Here is a 17,676-nt window from a genome sequence, read left to right on the forward strand (position 1 = left end):
ACTCACCATCCCAACCGCACGCACACGACGCCCCATGGTCCATTCACTGAAAGCCTGCTGGCGCCTGTTGCATGCGGTGGCGCATGCACTGGCCGGGTGGTGGACCATCCGCTTCACCTTTCCCGGCCTGCCGCAGCAGGAGCGCAATGCGCGCGTGCAGGCATGGTCGAAGCGCATGCTCGAGATCATGGGCATCACGCTCAAGGTGCAGGGCACGCCGCCGCCCGAGGGGCCGGTGCTGCTCATCTGCAACCACCTGTCGTGGCTCGACATCACCTGCATCCATGCGGCGCGCCATGTGCGCTTCGTGTCGAAGTCCGACGTCAAGAGCTGGCCGCTGATCGGCACGCTCTCCACCGGCTCGGGCACGCTCTACATCGAGCGCGAACGCCGCCGCGACGCGCTGCGCGTGGTGCACCACATGACCGAGGCGCTGCGCAACGGCGACCTGATCGGCGTGTTCCCCGAAGGCACCACCAGCGACGGACGCGGCCTGCTGCCGTTCCACGCCAACCTGCTGCAGGCGGCCATTTCTTCCGGCGCGCCCGTGCTCCCTGCCGCGCTGCGCTTTGCCGACGCCTCCACGGGCGAGACCAGCCAGGCCCCGCGCTACATCGACGACGACAGCCTGGCCGGCTCGCTGTGGAACACGCTGCGCGCGCCGCCGCTGCTGGCCATCGTGCGCTTCGGCGAACCGCAGGACTCGCACGGCCGCGAGCGCCGCGTGTGGGCGCAGTCGCTGCATGAAGACGTGCAGCAGCTGCGCCGCGAAACGCACTGACCCTCGCCAGGACAAAAAAAAGCGCCTCCGAAGAGGCGCTGAACGACGCCGAAGCGCCGTGAGGAGGAACCGCAATTGCAGTTCGAGCAAAACCGGGAGGGTCAGAGGATGCCGAAGATCTTCAGGCCGATGATCACGATCAACGGTACGCCGCACAGCCAAAGAATGATGCTTTTCATGATCGAGGTCTCCTGAAGTAGTGAGCCTTCAGGTTCGCCCCGACCGGGGCGGCCGCGTGCGGGATAAAGCAAAACACGCGCGTGAGCGTGTGCCTACATTGCTGTGCGCTCAGGCCTGCTCGCCTGTGGGCACGAAGCCCAGGCGGCGCGAGATTTCCAGGGCGCAGGCCTTCAGCGGCGCCGCCACGCGGCCTTCCCATTCGCGGTCGAACGTGGCCTCGGGCCCCATGGCCGTGATGCCCAGCACCAGGTTGTTGGTCGAGTCGAACACCGGCGCGCAGAAGGCGTCGATGCCCGGAATCGGCTGGCCCAGCGTGCGCGACATGCCGTGCAGGCGCGTTTCGACCAGCAGCGCCTCGATCTCCGCGCGCGACAGCTCGGTGGTGGCGCCGCGCCCGTCCGCCGGGCGGGCGCGCGCCAGGTCGTCGAGCATCATTTTCTCCACCACCTTCGGCGGCAGGTACGCCGCGAACAAACGCCCCGTGGCCGTGTAGGCCAGGGACATCACGGTGCCCGTGCGCAGGTTCACGTGCAGCGGGTGGATGGGTTCTTCCAGCCGCACCACGGTCGGGCCGAAGTTGCCCCACACGGCCACCGCAATGCTTTGTTCGGTTTCGGAGGCGAGCGCCTCGATGAGCGGCGAGGCCTCCTTGATCGGGTCGAGCCGCTGCAGCTTGGCAAGCCCCAGTTGCAGGGCCAGCGGGCCCAGCTCGTAGCGCCCGGCGCTGTCCTGAACGACGAAGCCGACCTTCAGGAAGCTGACCAGGTACGGGTGCGCCTTGCCGACCGGAACGCCCGCCGACTTGCCCAGGTCGCGCAACGCCATGGGCGCCACGTGCCGCCCCAGGGCGACCAGGAGCTGGGTTCCGATTTCGATCGACTGAATGCCACGTCTTGGCTTTTCCATGGGGCGCCCGGCATGGGGAATGAGGGTGGGGGCGAGTATAGCCATCAGGGTTTCTACTGATATTGTCACAGTACATCGATGATGACTGATCTTCTGATAGTAACTAAACGACTTGACCATATCAACGTCGCTGCCTAAACTCCGCCGCAACTTAAGACGTACACAACAGAGGCAAGACAGGCAGATGGAACAGAACACTTTTGAATGCGATGTGCTGGTGGTCGGCAGCGGCGCGTCGGGCATGTCCACCGCCATCACGGCGGCGTCGCAGGGGTTGAAGGTGCTGGTGGTCGACAAGGAGCCGCGCTTCGGCGGCACCACCGCGCGCTCGGGCGGCTGGCTGTGGATTCCGGGCACGCGCCTGGCCACGGAGCAGGGCATTCACGAACCCGAGGGCGCCGCGCTCGCCTACATGCAGCACGAGACCACCACGCACTTCGACGCGGCACGCGTCGGCGCCTTCCTCGACATGGGCCCCAAGGCCATCGACTTCTTCACGCGCAACACCTGCGTGCAGTTCGACATGCCGCCCGTGTTCCCCGACTACCACGCCGAAGCGCCCGGCGGCCAGCAGGGCGGACGCTCGATGGTCACGCGCCCGTTCGACGGCCGCGAACTCGGCGCGCGCGTCAAGCAGCTCGCGCCGCCGCTGCCCGAACTCACCGTGTTCGGAATGATGTTGGGCTCGGGCCCCGAGATCAAACACTTCATGCGGGCCTTCAAGTCGCCCACCTCGTTCTGGTACGTCACCAAGCGCCTCACCCGCCACTTCCTCGACGTGCTGGGCCACGGCCGCGGCATGACGCTGACCAACGGCAACGCGCTGGCCGGCCGGCTGGCCAAGGCCGCCATGGACCTGGACATTCCCGTGTGGCTTTCCTCGCCTGTGAAAAAGCTCGTGGTCGAGTACGACGGCGTCTCGGGCGCGGTGGTGGAGCACGAAGGCAAGACGATGCGCATAGTGGCCAGGCGCGGCGTGGTGCTGGCCTGCGGCGGCTTCCCGTTCGACGTGGAGCGCCGCAAGCAGCTGTTCCCGCATGCGCCCACGGGCAAGGAGCACTACTCGCCATCGCCTTCCACCAACACCGGCGACGGCCTGCGCCTGGCCGAGGCCGTGGGCGGCCGCGTCGACGGCACCATTCCGCACGCCGCCGCGTGGGTGCCGGCCTCGGTCACCACGCGGCCCGACGGCACCCAGGGCGTGATGCCCCACTTCATCGACCGCGCCAAGCCCGGCGTGATCGCGGTCACGCCCAAGGGCAAGCGCTTTGCCAACGAAGGCAACTCGTACCACGACTTCGTGCAATCGATGGTCAAGGCCTGTGAACGCGACGGCGAGCCCGAAGTCACGGCCTGGCTGCTGTGCGACCACAAGGCGCTGCGCAACTACGGGCTGGGCTGCGTCGCGCCGGCACCGCTGCCCATCGGGCGCCACCTGAAGAGCGGCTATCTCAAGCGCGGCGCGAGCATCGGCGAGCTGGCGAAAGAAATCGGCATTGCCCCCGCCACGCTCGAAGCCACCGTGCAGGAGTTCAACAAGGCGGCCGCCACCGGCGACGACCCGCTCTTCGGCAAGGGCAGCAAGGCCTACAACCGCTACCAGGGCGATGCCAACGTCACGCCCAACCCCTGCGTGGCGCCGCTGGACAACGGCCCGTACTACGCCATCAGGCTGGTGGTCGGCGACATCGGCACCTTCGCCGGCCTGGTGACCGACGAGAAGACCCGCGTGCTCGACGCCGACCGCCAGCCCATCAAGGGCCTGTACGCGGTGGGCAACGACGCGGCCAGCGTCATGGGCGGCAACTACCCCGGTGCGGGCATCACGCTCGGCCCGGCGCTGACCTTCGGCTACGTGGCGGGCCTGCAGCTCGCGCAGGCCGAGGCCCTGGCCACCGTGCAGCTCCAGGTCGAACAGCGCGAAGCCGTGCCGCTCGCCCGCAAGGCCTGACGCCTTTCCCGTTCCCACCCCTCAGATACAGGAGCCACCGATGGCCTTTCCCGCAAATGTCGCCCCCCGCCTGCTCGAAGGTCGCCTCGCCTTCATCACCGGTGCCGGCCAGGGCAACGGCCGCGCGCTCGCGCTGGGCCTGGCGCAGGCCGGCGCCCGCGTGGTCGTCACCGACATGAACGACGCCACCGTGCGCGAGACCGCGCAGCTGGTGCGCAACGAAGGCGGCGAGGCCTGGCCGTTCGTGCTCGACGTCACCGCACCCGAGGCCTGCCATGCGCTCGCCGAGCGCGTGGGCAGGGAGATCGGCAACGTCGACCTGCTGGTGAACAACGCCGGCATCATCATTCGCGAGAACACCAGCAGCCCGAACGCCGCGGCCAACTGGAAGAAGACCATCGACGTGAACGTGCACGGCACCTTCAACACCACGCTGGCCTTCATTCCGGTGCTCAAGCAGACCAAGGGTTCGATCGTCAACATCGCCTCCATCGCCGCCTACGCGGGGCAGGCCGCCAGCCTGGGCTACGCGCCGTCGAAGGGCGCCATCAAGATGCTGACGCAGTCGCTCGCGCAAGAGCTGGCCCCGGCCGGCGTGCGCGTGAATGCGCTGGCCCCCGGCGTCATCGAAACGCCCATGACCGCCGCCACGCGCGAGAACCCGGCCCGCCTCGAATCGTTCATGACGCGCATTCCCATGGGCCGCGTCGGCCAGACCGAAGACCTCGTGGGCCCGGTGATCTTCCTGGCCAGCGACATGTCGCGCTACGTCACCGGCATCGTGCTGCCGGTGGACGGCGGCTTCCTCGCCGTCTGAGCGCCGCCCTTTCTTTCGCTTCCGCTTCCTCGTCCGTCAACCTCAGGAGACAAAAAATGAAAACCATCCGTCTGTACAAGACCCTGCTCGCAGCCGCTGCATTCGCCGCCTTCACCGCCGGTGCCGCGGCGCAGGACATCAAGGTCGGCTACAACGGCGACCTGTCCGCCTCGCCCTCGGCGCAGAGCGGCCAGGCCGCGGTGCTGGGCATGGAAGCGGCCATCGCCGACATCAACGCCGCCGGCGGCGTGCTCGGCAAGAAGCTGGCGCTGGTCACGCGCGACGACGTGTCGGCCCCGCCCAAGTCGATCCAGAACATGAGCGACCTGATCGACAACGAGAAGGTGGTGGCGGTGTTCGGCCCCACCAACTCGGGCAACGCCATGGCGTGGAAGCACATCGCCAACCAGAAGAAGATTCCCGTGCTGGGCAACGTGGGCTCGGGCACCGACATCACCAAGCCCATGAGCCCGGGCGCGGACAACTACATGTTCCGCGTGTCCATGGTCGACCGCGAGCAGGTCGCCGCGCTCATGGCCTACGTGAAGAAGAACAGCGCCGGCTCCAAGGTGGTCGGCCTCATGGCCGAGACCACCGGCTACGGCCAGGGCGGCCTGAAGGACATGGAGGAAATCGCCAAGCTGCAGGACATCAGGATCGCGGCCACCGAGCGCTTCGGCGTCGGCGACACCGACATGACCTCGCAGCTCAGCAAGATGAAGGCCGCCAACGTCGACACCGTGGTGGTGTGGGCCCAGGGCACGCCCATCGCGCAGCTGGTGCGCAGCATGGAGAAGATCAACTACTTCCCGCTCACGCTCACCTCCTGGGCGGCAGACAACATCACCTTCTACGACGCGGCCGGCAAGGCGCTGGCCGAGAAGCCGATCTTCATGCGCACCGTGAGCGAAACCCGCACGCCCGCGCAGCAGAAGCTGTTCGACCGCATCGGCAGCAAGCTGAAGGCCCCGGGCTCGTTCTCGTTCGCGCTGCACGGCTATGACTCGATGCAGCTGCTCGCGCAGGCGATGAAGCAGGCCAACAGCACCGAAGGCTCGGCCGTGCGCGTGGCGCTCGAAGACCTGAAGACCCCCGTGCAAGGCGTGCTCAAGACCTACGACAAGCCCTTCAGCAAGACCAACCACGAAGCCCTGACCGCCAAGGACCTGGTGTGGATCCGCTGGAAGGACGGCAAGCTGCTGCCCTACACCGACGCGCTGATCGGCGGCCTCAACGCCGCCGACTTCAAGCAGTAAGCCCCGGCCAAGAAGACGCTAGAAGAGACAAAGACCATGGTTGTAGCGCTCCTGCAGGCGCTCATCAGCGGGCTCGCCGTCGGCGGTGCCTATGCGCTGGTGGCGCTCGGTTTCAGCATCACGTTCACGACGACCAAGACGCTGAACTTTTCGCACGGCGAGTTCGTCTCGGCCGGCGCGTTCATCGGCATGAGCGCACTGTTCCTGGTGCTGGGCAAGCCCTTCGACTCCACCACCTTCGGCGACGCCGTGCCCGGCGCGGGCGCACAGCTGTTCGCGCTGGTGGCCGCGCTGGGCGTGATGGGCCTTCTGGGCTGGCTGCTCTATGTGCTGGGCGTGCGCCCCTTCGCGGGCCGCCCCGGCATGGCCTGGGTCATGAGCACCCTGGGCTTCGGGGTGATCCTGCAAAGCGTGGGCCTGGCCATCTGGGGGCCCAAGCCCGTGGTGGTGCCCGCGCCCGTCGGCGACGCCGTGATCCGCATGTTCGGCGTGGGCGTGCGCCCGCAGGAGCTGCTCACGCTGGGCGTGGCCGTGGTCGTGATGTTCGGATTCGACCGCGTCATGAACCGCACCATGGTCGGCAAGGCCATGCGCGCGGTCGCGCAGAACGGCAACGTCGCCAGCCTCATGGGCATCAACACCAACGCCATGATGATCGGCGCCTTCGTCGTCAGCTCGGCGCTGGCGGGGCTGTCGGGCTTTCTGCTGGCGCCCATCGCGCAGGCCTCGCTCTTCATGGGGCTGACCGTGGGGCTCAAGGGCTTCTCGGGCGCAATGATCGGGGGGCTGAGCAATCCGCGCGGCTGCGTCATCGGCGGCTTCCTGCTCGGCGTGCTGGAGTCGATGGTCAACCTCTGGCAGGCGCAGTGGCGCGAGGTGGCGGTGTTCGCGCTGGTCATCCTGGTGCTGGCCTTCCGTCCCACGGGCCTGTTCGGCCGCTCGACGGTGGAGAAGGTATGAGCGGCACCACTGCAATGTCCCGCTTCGCCCACCCCGCCGGCGTGGTGCTGGTGGCCGCCGCCCTGTGCGGCGCCGCCTCGCTGCTCGGCAACGACTACTACCTGCGCATCGCCTTCATGATGTGCGTCTACTACCTGTGCGCCGCCGGCATGAACGTGCTGGTCGGCTACGCGGGGCAGAAATCGCTCGGCCAGGCGGGCCTTTTCGCCGCGGGCGCCTACGGCGTGGCGCTGCTGACTTCGCGCACCGACATGAACCCGTGGCTCGCGCTCGCGCTGGCCGCCGTCATCTCCGGCGTGTGCGGCGTGCTCATCGCGCTGCCTTCGCTGCGCGTGAAGGGTCCGTACCTCGCCATGGTCACGCTGGCCTTCGGCATCGTGGTGGAAAAGCTCGTGGGCGAATGGACCGACGTGTTCGGCGGCGCGCAGGGCATCTACGGCATTCGCCCGCTCACCTGGAAGGGCGCGCCGCTGGACACCACGCAGTGGGTCATCCTGGGCATCGTGCTGTGCGCGGCCCTGCACCTGCTGCTGCGCAACCTGCTGGGCGGGCGCTTCGGGCGCGCGCTGCTGTCGCTGCAGGCGGACGAGATCGCGTCGTCGTCGGTGGGCGTGCGCGTGTACCGCGCCAAGGTCATGGCCTTCGTGGTCGCGGCCGTCACCTGCGGCATTGCGGGTGCGCTGGTGGCACAGCAGAACCAGTACATCAACTCCGACTTCATCACCTTCCACCTGTCGATCTTCATCCTGCTGCTGGTGCTGTTCGGCGGCGCGGGCTCCATGTACGGCCCGCTGGTGGGCGCGGTGCTGCTCACGCTGACCGACGCGCTGCTCGCGCGCTGGCCGTCGGCGCAGCATTTTCTGTACGGCTTTTTGCTGCTGTTCGCGCTGTACGTCATGCCGGGCGGCGTGGTGGGCCTGTTCAACAAGTGGTTCATGAAGTCGCGCCACCGCGGCGAGGGCGCGGGCACCAACGGCGTGCCCGGGCAGATCGGCCCCGGCGGCGAAGGCGAGCTGCTGGTGGTGCAGGGCGTGACCAAGTCGTACGGCGGCGTGAAACCCGCGCAGGACGTGTCGTTCCGCCTGCAGCGCGGCCACATCCACGCACTCATCGGGCCCAACGGCGCGGGCAAGAGCACCATGATCAACATGCTCACCGGCGTGATCGCGCCCGACGCGGGCTCCATCCGCTTCCTGGGCCAGGACATCGCGGGCCGCCCCGCGCACACCATCTGCTGCATGGGCATGGGCCGCACCTTCCAGAACCTGCGCCTGTTCGCCGACCTGTCGGTGCTCGACAACGTGATGCTGGGCCGGCACAGCCGCATGAGCAACGGCTTTCTCTCGTCGCTGGTCGCATGGCCGACGGCGGGCAGGCAGGAGCGCGCCACGCGCGAGCGCGCGCTGCAGCTGCTCGACCTGGTCGACCTGGGCCACCTGGCGCACTGGCCCGCGGGCAGCCTGCCCTACGGCCTGCAGCGCCGCGTGGAGCTGGCGCGTGCGCTGGCCACCGAGCCGCAGCTGCTGCTGCTCGACGAACCGGCCGCCGGCCTGAACCCGCAGGAGACCGCCGAGCTGGGCGCGCTGCTGCTGCGCGTGGGCCAATGCGGCGTGTCGATCCTGATGGTGGAGCACCACATGGACCTGGTGATGTCCATATCGGACCACGTGATCGTGCTCGACTACGGCATCAAGATCGCCGAGGGCAAGCCCGCCGAGGTGCAGTCCAACCCGCGCGTGGTTGAGGCCTACCTGGGCGTCGACGACGAAGAAGCGCAGGGGCATTCCCCGCATTCCCCGCAGGCGCTGCAAGCCGTGCCCGCCTGAGCGAAGGACCGAAACCATCATGTTGAAAATCGAATCGGTGAAGGTCTCCTACGGCGCCATCGAGGCCGTCAAGGGCGTGAGCCTGGAAGTGCGCGCGGGTGAGGTCGTCACCATCATCGGCGCCAACGGCGCCGGCAAGAGCACGCTGCTCAAGAGCATCGTCGGCCTGGAGAGCGTGGCCGAAGGCCGCGTGCTGATCGACGGCAACGACTGCACCCGCGTGCCCGCGCACCAGCGCGTGGGCCTGGGCGTGGCGCTGTCGCCCGAAGGCCGCGGCGTGTTCCCCGACCAGACGGTGCGCGAGAACCTCATGCTCGGCGCCTACTCGCGGCGCAGCGACAAGGCCTTCGTGGACCGTGCCATCGAGCGCGAGTTCGCGCGCTTTCCGCGCCTGAAGGAGCGCCAGCACCAGCCCTCGGGCACCTTGTCGGGCGGCGAGCAGCAGATGCTGGCCATTGCCCGCGCGCTCATGAGCGAGCCGCGCCTGCTGCTGCTGGACGAACCCTCGCTGGGCCTGGCCCCGCTCATCATCAAGGACATCTTCGACGCCATCCGCCAGCTGCGCAGCTCGGGCCTCACCATCCTGCTGGTGGAGCAGATGGCCAAGCAGGCGCTGGGCGTGGCCGACCGCGCCTATGTGCTCGAAACAGGCCGCATCACGCTCGAAGGCTCGGGCCGCGAGCTGCTCGACAACCCCAAGGTGAAGTCCGCGTACCTCGGCACGCACTGATTCCATCGCCTACCGCTCAACGTCAAAAGGAACACACACATGACCGCACCCGTCACCAAGAAATTCGCCAGCCAGGCCGACCTGGAAGAAAAGAAGGTCTCCTTCACCCGCCTTTCCGAAAACGCCTACGCCTACACGGCAGAGGGCGACCCCAACACCGGCATCTTCATCGGCGACGAGGCCGTGATGGTGGTCGACACGCAGGCCACGCCCGCCATGGCGCAGGACGTGATCTGCCGCATCCGCGAAGTCACGCCGCTGCCCATCAAGTACGTGCTGCTGAGCCACTACCACGCAGTGCGCGTGCTGGGCGCGTCGGCGTACTTCAAGGAAGGCGCCGAGCAGATCATTGCCAGCCGCGACACCTACGACCTGATCGTGGAGCGCGGCGAGCAGGACAAGGCCAGCGAAATCGGCCGCTTCCCGCGCCTGTTCCGCAACGTCGAGTCGGTGCCCGCCGGCCTCACCTGGCCCACCATGACCTTCGACGGCACCATGAGCGTGTGGCTGGGCAAGAAGCTGGAAGTGAAGATCGCGCAGGTGGGCCGCGGCCACACCAAGGGCGACACCATCGCCTACCTCGAAGACCAGAAGATCTGCTTCGCGGGCGACCTCGTCGAATACCAGAGCACGGCCTACGCGGGCGACTGCTACTTCCGCGACTGGCCCACCACGCTGGACCGCCTCGCGGGCTTCGGCTTCGAGAAGCTGGTGCCCGGCCGTGGCGCCGCGCTGGAAAACGCGAGCGACGTGCGCAAGGCCATCGCTTCCACGCGCGCCTTCATCTCCGACGTGTACACGCTGGTCAACAACGGCGTGGCCGCGGGCAAGACGCTGAACGTCATCTACAAGGAAACCGTGGCCGCGCTGCGCCCCACCTACGGCCATTGGGTCATCTTCGACCACTGCATGCCCTTCGACGTGACCCGTGCCTACGACGAGGCCACCGGCCATGCGGACCCGCGCATCTGGACGGCGGAGCGCGACATCGAGATGTGGAACGCCCTCGAAAGCTGAGGTGAACCGGCGCTCGCCTTCATCGGGCGCCACGCCCGCCGCGGTGCAGGGCTGGATGCTGCTGGCGATGGTGCTGTGGGGCGTGAACGTGTCGGCCGTGAAGGCGCTCACCGCGTCCTTCGAACCGCTGACGCTCGCCGCGCTGCGCATGGCCGTGGCCTGCCTGGCGCTCAGCGCCATCGTGCTGTGGCGGCGCGGCGGCCTGCCCGCGCTCGGCGCGCGGCAGTTCGCGGCGCTCGCGGCTTGCGCGTTCCTGATGGTGTATGCCAACCAGATCCTGTTCGCGCAGGGGCTGCAGCGCTCCACCGCCACCAACGGCGCGCTCATCATGGCGCTGAGCCCGCTGGTGTCGGCGCTGATGGCCGCGCTGGTGTTCGGTGAACGCTTCACGCCGCGCCGCATGCTGGGCGTGGCGCTGGGCTTTGCGGGCGTGGTCGCGGTGGTGCTGAGCCACCCCGGCGCGGGCCTGTCGAGCGCCGGCATCGGCGACCTGATGCTGGCGTTGTCCGTCGCGAGCTTCGCGGTCGGCGGCGTCGGCGTGCAGCGCCTGGCGCGGCAAGTCGATCCGCTGTCGATCAGCTGGTTCATCTACGTGATCGGCACGCTCATGCTCGTGGTGCACGCCGTGCTCGGGCCTTCGCGGCTGGGCACCGCGCAGTTGTTTCCCGGTGCGTGGCCGTGGGCGCTGGTGCTGTTCTCGGGCATTGCCGCCACCGCGGCGGGCAACCTGATCTGGAACCGCGCCATCTCCGTCATCGGCGTGGCGCGCACCGCCGTGTTTCTTTATTGGGTGCCGGTGTTCGGCGTGGGCTTTGCGGCGTTGCTGCTCGGCGAAACGCTGACGTGGTGGCACCTGTTCGGCTTTGCCGCGGTGATGACGGGCACCTGGCTCGGCACCCGGCCCACACCCTCGTCCTGATGCCTTCGAAGATGTCCGACTCCCTTCCCCTGCTGTTCCAGCCCCTGGAACTGCGCGCGCTCACGCTCGCCAACCGCGTCGTCATTTCGCCGATGTGCCAGCACGCCGCCGAGCGCGGCCACGCCACGCCGTGGCACATGGTGCACCTGGGCAAGTTCGCGCTGGGCGGCGCGGGGCTCATCCTCACCGAGAGCACCGCCGTCGATCCGCGCGGGCGCATCGGCACGGCCGACCTCGGGCTGTGGAAAGACAGCCAGATCGCGCCGCTGAAAGCCGTGGTCGATTTCGTGCACGCGCAGGGCAGCGCCATCGGCGTGCAGCTCGCGCACGCGGGGCGCAAGGCCGGCAGCGAGCCGCTGTGGGAGGGCGGCGCGGCCTTGGGCGATGCGCGCATGGCCGCCGACGAAGAGCCCTGGGAGCGCCTGGGCCCGAGCGCGCTGGCGGCCGGCCCCGGCTGGTCGGCGCCGCGCGCCCTCGACGCCGAGGGCATCGCGTCGGTCGTGCAGCACTTCGTCGATGCGACGGTGCGCGCGGACAAGGCGGGCTTCGACGTGGTCGAGCTGCACTTCGGCCACGGCTACCTGGTCGCCAGCTTCCTGTCGCCCAACGCCAACCACCGCGGCGACGCGCACGGCGGCAGCCGCGAGAACCGCATGCGGCTCGCGCTGGACATCGCGCAGCGCGTGCGTGCCGCGTGGCCCGCGGGCAAGCCGCTGTTCTGCCGGCTGTCGGCGGTCGACGGCACGCTCGACGGCTGGAACCTCGACGACTCGGTGGTGCTCGCGCGCGAGCTCAAGCGCTGCGGCGTCGACGTCATCGACTGTTCGTCGGGCGGCCTCACCGAAGAGACACGCGCCTTGCCCGTGCCGCGCGGGCTGGGCTTCCAGGTGCCGTTCTCGGAGTGCATCCGGCGCGAGGCACAAGTGCCCACGCAGGCGGTCGGGATGATCGTCGATGCGCAGCAGGCCGAGGCCGTGCTGGCGGCAGGGCAGGCCGACCTGATCGCGCTGGGCCGCGAGGCGCTGTTCGACCCCTACTGGCCGCACCACGCGGCCGCCGCGCTCAGCGCGGACCCCGGCTACGAGCGCTGGCCCGTGCGCCACGGCGTGTGGCTGGCCAAGCGCGCGCCGGGCCTGGCGCGCGCGCGTGCCGAGGCCGAAGCACTGCACTTCAAGGAGACAGACGCATGACCGAACCGACGACCCTGCGCATGGGCCTGATCCGCAAGAAGCCCGGGTGGACCGACGAAGCCTTCCGCAACCACTGGCGCGACAGCCACGGCCCGCTGGTCGCGCAACTGCCCACGCTGCGCGCCTACCGGCAGAACCTGGTGGTCGACCGCCTGCAGCGCGGCATCGACTTTGCGCGCGGGCCGTGGGACTTCGACGGCTTCTCGCAGCTGCGCTTCGATGCGGCAGCCCGGGCCGGCGACGCTTTCAGCAACGGCGAGCTGGCCGCGGCCATCCGCGCCGATGAAGCGCATTTTCTGGGCGGCCTGCACATCGTGAGCGTCGCGCAGACCGAAGTCATTGCGCTGCCGCCGAAGCCCGAAGGCCTGCTCAAGCGCATCTCGCTGCTGCGCCGCCCGGTCGCGCAAACCGAAGAAGACTTCCGCCGCGAATGGAAGGTGCACGCCGACCATGTGCGCCGCATGCCCGGCGTGAGCGGCTACCGCCAGAACGTGGTGACCGCGCGCGAGTTCGACAAGGGCACGCCCTGCGGCTACCCCGAACTGCCGATCGACGGCATCGTCGAGCTGTGGTTCGAGAACACCGACACGCTGGACGCCGCGTTCGCCTCCCCGCCGGGACGGGTGACCATGGCGCATGCGCTCAGCTTCCTGGCGGAGATCACGGCCTTCGTGGTGGAAGAGCACACGGTGGTGTAGCGACGCCCCCCTGCCATCGGGCCTCGACAACACCAAGGCGCACATGGGTCGAGTCTTCTTTCTGGGCATCGTCATGACCACCGCCGCGTGGTCGGCATCGGGCCAGACGCGCAAGCCGTTTCCGCCCGGCGTGATCGGCGCCATGCAGGCCGACGCGGGCACCGAGTACGTGTTTCTCGACCGGCCGAGCACGGTGGGCGGTGCCTGCAGGGGATGGAAGGCCGTGTCCATCCAGCAGCCGGGCCGGCTGGGCTCGGGCACGCTGGGCGTGATGTGCTGGAAAGAATCGAACGGCCAGCTGCTGACCGCCACTGCCGCCAAGGTGTCGCCGCAGCGTGCGTCCATGGACCTGATTCGCTGAGGCGAACCCCGGGCGGGTCCCGCGATCGGCCCCGTCAGGCCGGCAGCAAGCGGTCTTTCCGCACGGGCACCGCGCGGGCCGGGGCGTCCGGCCGTGCCGGCACCCATTCGGCCTGCACGGGCGCATCGTCGGGCAGCACGAACTGGCTGATGAGCGTGTCCAGGTTGCGCGCCTGGTCGCGCAGGCCCTCCGATGCGGCGGCCGACTCCTCGACCATGGCCGAGTTCTGCTGCGTCATCTGGTCCAGGCGGGTGACGGCGGTGTTGATCTGCCCGATGTCCTGCATCTGCGACTGCGTGGCCGCCGTGATGGCGCTGACCGTGCCCGCGACCTGGCCGATCGAGGCCACGATGCGGCCCATGGTCCGGCCCGCGCTGTCGGCCAGCACCGTGCCGGCCTCGATGCGCTGCACCGAGGAGTCGATCAGGCCCTTGATCTCGCGCGCCGCCGCTGCCGAGCGCGTGGCCAGCATCCGCACTTCCGACGCCACCACCGCGAAGCCGCGCCCCGCGTCGCCCGCGCGCGCGGCTTCGACCGCGGCATTGAGCGCCAGGATGTTCGTCTGGAACGCGATGCCGTCGATCACGCTGGTGATGTCCGCCACCTTGTGCGACGCGCGATGGATGTCCTGCATGGTGCTCACCACTTGCGACACCACCTCGCCGCCCTGGGCCGCCACCGCGGCCGCGGCGCCGGCCAGCTGTTCGGCCTGGTTCGCGGCCTCGCTCGAATGCCGCACGTTGCGCATCACCTGCTCGAGCGCCGCCGCCGTCTGCTGCAGGCTGGATGCGGCATCTTCGGTGCGCGCCGACAGGTCCGCGTTGCCCTGCGCCATTTCGCCGGCGGCAGTGCGCACGTTCTGCACCGACTCCCGCACCCGCAGCACCAGTTCGCGCAACGCGCCCTGCATGGCGCCCAGCGCCAGCAGCATCTGGCCGGCTTCGTCGCGCGTGTGGCCTTCGATGTTTTGGCGCAGGTCGAGGCCGGCCACGCGCTCGGCGGTTTCGTTGGCGGCGCGAATGGGCCGGCTGATGCTGCGCACCAGCCATTGCGCCAGCACCGCGCCCAGCAGCAGGGCGGCGGCACTGAACAGCACCAGCGCCAGCCGGGCGGAGGCGCTCAGCTCGGCGATGCGCACGCCGGCCGCGTCGATGGCCTCGCGCTGCGATTGCGCGAGCCTGGACACAGCGGCCAGCAGCGCGGCCGAGCTGGGCTGGAAGCGTTGCGCGTACACAGTGCGGATGCGCTCGGTCAGGCCCGAGTCGCGCGCGGCCACCAGCTCCTTGACGGCGGCCGCGAAGTCCTTGGCGGCGGCGTCGGCCTGCGCGAGCAATGCGCGGTCGGCGTCGTCGTGCAGGCGCTGGCCCACCTGCCCGAGCAGGTCGTCGTACCGGGCCGCGGTGGCCTGGATGTCCGCCGAGAGAATCTCGCCCACCTCGGGCTCGGAGCTCAGCGCCATGGCCTTGTAGCGCTCGGCGTTGATGGCCTGCAGGCGGTAGGCGTCGACCACCAGCCGCTCGGACACGCCGTGCTCCTGGATGGCGACGCGCGTGGCCTCGTCCACCTTGGCGAGCGACCAGATGCCGATGCCCGAACCCGCCAGGGTCAGCAGCAGCACGACGCCGAAGGTGGCCAGCAGGCGGCGGCCGAGCGTGTTGCGGGGGCGGGGGGGCGCGAGGGGAGGGCGGGCGTCGATGGTCACGTGCAGGGCCCCGCAGCGTTGACCGGGGGCGGTGATGAGGCAGGGGAGGCAGGGAGGTTTCCCGTCACGCATTACAGCGGCGCTGTGTGACCGCACATTGACTGCCGGACTCGGCGCCTCAGCGCATCAGCGCCTCAGCGCCCCAGCAAGAAGCAGCCGACGGCCACGGCCCACGCCGCGGCGAGCGCAAGCATCAGCCACACGCTGCCTTGCAGCAGCGCATCTTTCCATCGCGGCATCTCGCTCGGCGACGGATCGACCAGCGCCAGCAGCGCCTGTCCGCCGCCCATCGACGTCAGCGGCAGCAGGTTGAGCGCTGCGCACTTCGCGGCCAGCATGCCGAGCAGCGGCGCGAAGCCGAGCGCGCCGAAACGGGCCGCCCCGTCGATCAGCCGCTGCGCGGTCGACAGCGGCGCGAGGCCGCCCGTCACGACCTGCGCAAAGCCGTGCGCCAGGCTGCCGGCGGCCGAGCCGGGGTGCAGCGCGAGGGCCACCGCGGCGAGCGCGGCGATGCCGGCGAGCGGCAGCAGCACGCGCGTCGCGCGCGGCTGGCTGTCTAAGTCGTCGAACACGACCGAGCCCCCCAGCGGCAGCACGCGCAGGCGGCACACCCCCGCCGACAGCAGCGTGGGGCCGAAGCCGAACGAGACCTCGCGCAAGGCCATGCCGAGGCAGCGGCCAAGAAGGGCGGTGACGGCGGTGTGGAGCGCGGCCAGCAGGGCGATGGCGGCAAGAAACTGGAGTGCAAGAGGCATGGGCCGACCGATGTTAGCGGTGGCCAGAATTTGTTAGTTTCCGTGAACTTTTGAATCTATTTCTGCTTTCTGTGCGTAGTTTTACAGACGGTGTGCAGCACGCCAGGGGCAGCGCATTGCCGCTTCGCGCGACCGCGCGACGCCACCCCCAGGGTGGGCGCCAGCCAATGAAACAGCAGATTTCCACGATCCGAAAAGCATGAGAACCGCAATCACGTCTTCAGGGCGGATTTTTTTCGTCTTGGTGGAGGGCGAGCCCGCCACCGTGCGCGACTACATGGTCGCCGCGCAGGTCTATCTGTCGCTGCTCGAAGAGCAGTTCGACAACGCACTCGACCTCATCTCGTCGTTCAGGGCCGCCATGGCCGAGGCCACCGACGGCCCGGGCCATCTGAGCGAAGAACAGCTGGAGTCGGCCAGGCGCTGGCTCTATGCGCATCAGCACGCGGACCGGGTCGCCAGGCCGCAGTTGAGCAAGCCGCGGGAGCAGCGTTTCGTGTTCCGTCTCGGGGCGCGCGAGACCGCAACAGCTCTCGAGTAAGGCGAGGCGCCGCGGGAGCGGCCGTGTCCGCGAATAGCCCGTTCATGGGATTGACGCTGCAAGTGCCGCAGCGACACTGGGCCGAGAAAAAAATCAACCCATGGACACGCCGACGCCCCTTGTGGCGGGCGGTCCCCGAGTCCTTTCCATTCTTGACATCACTCCCCATTTCCGTCGATCTGCAGGGCGGCTGGTCTTGCTCGTTTCACTTCAAGCAGGGCGCCAGCGGCGGCTATGCCGGGGTGGCCGAGATCGCGCGGCATGGCCTTCGGCACGGGGAGCTGGTGATCATGGCGCAGCCTTCGCTCGATGCCGCCGTGGCGCGCGTGAAGCTGCGGGCCAGCCAGTTCGTGAGCGTGCGGTCCGAGGGCGGGGCGCACAAGCCGTGGCGGCAGCGGTTGTGAATGGGGCTTTCTGCGGGCGATGAACTTCGGGGCTTGAAACTCCCCGACCCACCGGTTTCTGGATGGGACGGGGAGAGCCTTCAGGGCCATGCGCGAAGCCGCATGAAGGCTGCCGGGGTGGCTGGCTAGCGCTCCCGCGGCGCGCAGACCTGAATCAGGTCCATCACTTCCTTCGCGAGTTCGGACGCCAGCCAGAACACGTTGTCGCGGTGCACGGGGCCCGCGTCTTCCTGGCCCGGGGCGCCGTTGCCGTGGCAGTAGCACAGCAGCGAGTGGAGCTGGGTGCTCTTTTCCTCGAGCGCGGTCCAGGGGTCGGGGGGGTCGCCAGCGGGAGGTACGGGCGTGGACGGGCGGGCTATATTTGGGGTAGCCATTTGGGGTGCTTCCTTTTCTAGGGTGTGGCACTTCACTGGTTAGACGGCTGGGGTGTTCTTAGCACCCTGGCCGTCGCCTTTTGATACCTCGCATTTGCGTCTTTGCCGGTGGGCATCGACGACGCGCCGCGAGGCAGGCGGTTCGTTCGTTGATGTGCTCGAGGGTGATGCGCTCCTTGCCTGCTAGTGAGGCTTCAGGTGATGAGGGCATTCACTGTAGAGACGAACGGCGGGGTGCGGAAAGTGGAAATGCCCAGTAGTTCTCGAAATGCGCGGGTAAGTGCTGCGTGACCGGGCGGGGCAACAAA

Annotated in this window: 19 protein-coding genes; 14 read left to right on the forward strand and 5 right to left on the reverse strand. The window is 68.9% G+C overall.

The window, feature by feature from the left end; all coding sequences use genetic code 11:
• Positions 1 to 34: 34 nt before the first annotated feature.
• A complete protein-coding gene (locus AC1DJH_RS18560; RefSeq protein ID WP_478186676.1) occupies positions 35 to 781 on the forward strand; it encodes a lysophospholipid acyltransferase family protein in 747 nt (248 codons plus the stop codon).
• A 101-nt stretch (positions 782 to 882) separates the two neighbouring features.
• Here the strand turns inward: AC1DJH_RS18560 and AC1DJH_RS18565 are convergent, their stop codons facing one another.
• Both AC1DJH_RS18565 and AC1DJH_RS18570 read right to left on the reverse strand, forming a co-directional pair.
• Positions 883 to 1,032 (reverse strand): hypothetical protein, encoded by a 150-nt coding sequence (locus AC1DJH_RS18565; protein ID WP_478186677.1) that lies wholly within the window; start codon positions 1,030 to 1,032, stop codon positions 883 to 885.
• 37 nt (positions 1,033 to 1,069) lie between these two features.
• Positions 1,070 to 1,867, reverse strand: coding sequence for an IclR family transcriptional regulator (locus tag AC1DJH_RS18570; RefSeq protein ID WP_435437281.1), 798 nt, complete (start codon positions 1,865 to 1,867; stop codon positions 1,070 to 1,072).
• Positions 1,868 to 2,051: 184 nt separating this feature from the next.
• Between AC1DJH_RS18570 and AC1DJH_RS18575 the strand changes: the two genes are divergently transcribed.
• Genes AC1DJH_RS18575 through AC1DJH_RS18625 form a run of 11 tightly spaced genes read left to right on the forward strand, consistent with a single transcriptional unit; the run spans position 2,052 to position 13,592 of the window.
• Complete coding sequence (locus AC1DJH_RS18575) at positions 2,052 to 3,818, forward strand: FAD-dependent oxidoreductase (RefSeq protein WP_435484949.1); 1,767 nt, start codon at positions 2,052 to 2,054, stop codon at positions 3,816 to 3,818.
• Between the two features lie 40 nt (positions 3,819 to 3,858).
• Positions 3,859 to 4,635: an SDR family NAD(P)-dependent oxidoreductase gene (locus AC1DJH_RS18580; RefSeq protein WP_478186678.1), complete on the forward strand. Its 777-nt coding sequence runs from the start codon at positions 3,859 to 3,861 to the stop codon at positions 4,633 to 4,635.
• A gap of 56 nt (positions 4,636 to 4,691) precedes the next feature.
• The gene (locus AC1DJH_RS18585) at positions 4,692 to 5,891 is read left to right on the forward strand and encodes an ABC transporter substrate-binding protein (protein WP_478186679.1); all 1,200 of its coding nucleotides are present in this window, start codon (positions 4,692 to 4,694) and stop codon (positions 5,889 to 5,891) included.
• 36 nt (positions 5,892 to 5,927) lie between these two features.
• Positions 5,928 to 6,851: a branched-chain amino acid ABC transporter permease gene (locus AC1DJH_RS18590; protein WP_478186680.1), complete on the forward strand. Its 924-nt coding sequence runs from the start codon at positions 5,928 to 5,930 to the stop codon at positions 6,849 to 6,851.
• A gap of 14 nt (positions 6,852 to 6,865) precedes the next feature.
• Entirely contained in the window at positions 6,866 to 8,677 is a 1,812-nt protein-coding gene (locus AC1DJH_RS18595) for a branched-chain amino acid ABC transporter ATP-binding protein/permease (RefSeq protein ID WP_478186681.1), read from the forward strand.
• 19 nt (positions 8,678 to 8,696) lie between these two features.
• Entirely contained in the window at positions 8,697 to 9,407 is a 711-nt protein-coding gene (locus AC1DJH_RS18600; RefSeq protein WP_435436888.1) for an ABC transporter ATP-binding protein, read from the forward strand.
• 39 nt (positions 9,408 to 9,446) lie between these two features.
• A complete protein-coding gene (locus AC1DJH_RS18605; protein WP_478186682.1) occupies positions 9,447 to 10,424 on the forward strand; it encodes an MBL fold metallo-hydrolase in 978 nt (325 codons plus the stop codon).
• A gap of 1 nt (position 10,425) precedes the next feature.
• Positions 10,426 to 11,343: a DMT family transporter gene (locus AC1DJH_RS18610; RefSeq protein WP_478186683.1), complete on the forward strand. Its 918-nt coding sequence runs from the start codon at positions 10,426 to 10,428 to the stop codon at positions 11,341 to 11,343.
• 11 nt (positions 11,344 to 11,354) lie between these two features.
• Complete coding sequence (locus AC1DJH_RS18615; RefSeq protein WP_478186684.1) at positions 11,355 to 12,533, forward strand: NADH:flavin oxidoreductase/NADH oxidase; 1,179 nt, start codon at positions 11,355 to 11,357, stop codon at positions 12,531 to 12,533.
• Positions 12,530 to 13,231, forward strand: coding sequence for an EthD domain-containing protein (locus AC1DJH_RS18620; RefSeq protein ID WP_478186685.1), 702 nt, complete (start codon positions 12,530 to 12,532; stop codon positions 13,229 to 13,231). Before AC1DJH_RS18615 ends, AC1DJH_RS18620 begins: the two co-directional genes overlap by 4 nt.
• 43 nt (positions 13,232 to 13,274) lie before the next feature.
• Positions 13,275 to 13,592, forward strand: coding sequence for a hypothetical protein (locus tag AC1DJH_RS18625; protein ID WP_478186686.1), 318 nt, complete (start codon positions 13,275 to 13,277; stop codon positions 13,590 to 13,592).
• Between the two features lie 34 nt (positions 13,593 to 13,626).
• On the opposite strand, the gene AC1DJH_RS18630 is transcribed toward AC1DJH_RS18625, so the two are convergent.
• Both AC1DJH_RS18630 and AC1DJH_RS18635 read right to left on the reverse strand, forming a co-directional pair.
• Positions 13,627 to 15,294 carry a methyl-accepting chemotaxis protein gene (locus AC1DJH_RS18630; RefSeq protein WP_478186687.1) on the reverse strand — a complete coding sequence of 556 codons (1,668 nt, stop codon included), beginning with the start codon at positions 15,292 to 15,294 and terminating at the stop codon, positions 13,627 to 13,629.
• A 134-nt stretch (positions 15,295 to 15,428) separates the two neighbouring features.
• Complete coding sequence (locus AC1DJH_RS18635) at positions 15,429 to 16,049, reverse strand: site-2 protease family protein (protein ID WP_478186688.1); 621 nt, start codon at positions 16,047 to 16,049, stop codon at positions 15,429 to 15,431.
• A gap of 199 nt (positions 16,050 to 16,248) precedes the next feature.
• On the opposite strand from AC1DJH_RS18635, the gene AC1DJH_RS18640 reads away from it, so the two are divergent.
• Both AC1DJH_RS18640 and AC1DJH_RS18645 read left to right on the forward strand, forming a co-directional pair.
• A complete protein-coding gene (locus AC1DJH_RS18640; RefSeq protein ID WP_472124443.1) occupies positions 16,249 to 16,590 on the forward strand; it encodes a hypothetical protein in 342 nt (113 codons plus the stop codon).
• A gap of 152 nt (positions 16,591 to 16,742) precedes the next feature.
• The gene (locus AC1DJH_RS18645) at positions 16,743 to 16,994 is read left to right on the forward strand and encodes a hypothetical protein (protein ID WP_478186689.1); all 252 of its coding nucleotides are present in this window, start codon (positions 16,743 to 16,745) and stop codon (positions 16,992 to 16,994) included.
• Between the two features lie 125 nt (positions 16,995 to 17,119).
• Here AC1DJH_RS18645 and AC1DJH_RS18650 read toward each other — a convergent pair whose 3' ends face one another.
• Entirely contained in the window at positions 17,120 to 17,368 is a 249-nt protein-coding gene (locus AC1DJH_RS18650; RefSeq protein ID WP_472124439.1) for a hypothetical protein, read from the reverse strand.
• Positions 17,369 to 17,676: the final 308 nt, after the last annotated feature.

It is taken from the genome of Variovorax sp. 10N412 (genome assembly GCF_056394985.1).

What these genes read in the sequence shown, in the direction of transcription:
- AC1DJH_RS18560 (WP_478186676.1), top strand. Translation starts at nt 35, where the DNA reads ATGGTCCATTCACTGAAAGCCTGCTGGCGCCTGTTGCATGCGGTGGCG.
- AC1DJH_RS18570 (WP_435437281.1), bottom strand. Translation starts at nt 1,867, where the DNA reads ATGGAAAAGCCAAGACGTGGCATTCAGTCGATCGAAATCGGAACCCAG.
- AC1DJH_RS18575 (WP_435484949.1), top strand. Translation starts at nt 2,052, where the DNA reads ATGGAACAGAACACTTTTGAATGCGATGTGCTGGTGGTCGGCAGCGGC.
- AC1DJH_RS18580 (WP_478186678.1), top strand. Translation starts at nt 3,859, where the DNA reads ATGGCCTTTCCCGCAAATGTCGCCCCCCGCCTGCTCGAAGGTCGCCTC.
- AC1DJH_RS18585 (WP_478186679.1), top strand. Translation starts at nt 4,692, where the DNA reads ATGAAAACCATCCGTCTGTACAAGACCCTGCTCGCAGCCGCTGCATTC.
- AC1DJH_RS18590 (WP_478186680.1), top strand. Translation starts at nt 5,928, where the DNA reads ATGGTTGTAGCGCTCCTGCAGGCGCTCATCAGCGGGCTCGCCGTCGGC.
- AC1DJH_RS18595 (WP_478186681.1), top strand. Translation starts at nt 6,866, where the DNA reads ATGTCCCGCTTCGCCCACCCCGCCGGCGTGGTGCTGGTGGCCGCCGCC.
- AC1DJH_RS18600 (WP_435436888.1), top strand. Translation starts at nt 8,697, where the DNA reads ATGTTGAAAATCGAATCGGTGAAGGTCTCCTACGGCGCCATCGAGGCC.
- AC1DJH_RS18605 (WP_478186682.1), top strand. Translation starts at nt 9,447, where the DNA reads ATGACCGCACCCGTCACCAAGAAATTCGCCAGCCAGGCCGACCTGGAA.
- AC1DJH_RS18615 (WP_478186684.1), top strand. Translation starts at nt 11,355, where the DNA reads ATGTCCGACTCCCTTCCCCTGCTGTTCCAGCCCCTGGAACTGCGCGCG.
- AC1DJH_RS18620 (WP_478186685.1), top strand. Translation starts at nt 12,530, where the DNA reads ATGACCGAACCGACGACCCTGCGCATGGGCCTGATCCGCAAGAAGCCC.
- AC1DJH_RS18625 (WP_478186686.1), top strand. Translation starts at nt 13,275, where the DNA reads ATGGGTCGAGTCTTCTTTCTGGGCATCGTCATGACCACCGCCGCGTGG.
- AC1DJH_RS18635 (WP_478186688.1), bottom strand. Translation starts at nt 16,049, where the DNA reads ATGCCTCTTGCACTCCAGTTTCTTGCCGCCATCGCCCTGCTGGCCGCG.
- AC1DJH_RS18640 (WP_472124443.1), top strand. Translation starts at nt 16,249, where the DNA reads ATGAGAACCGCAATCACGTCTTCAGGGCGGATTTTTTTCGTCTTGGTG.
- AC1DJH_RS18650 (WP_472124439.1), bottom strand. Translation starts at nt 17,368, where the DNA reads ATGGCTACCCCAAATATAGCCCGCCCGTCCACGCCCGTACCTCCCGCT.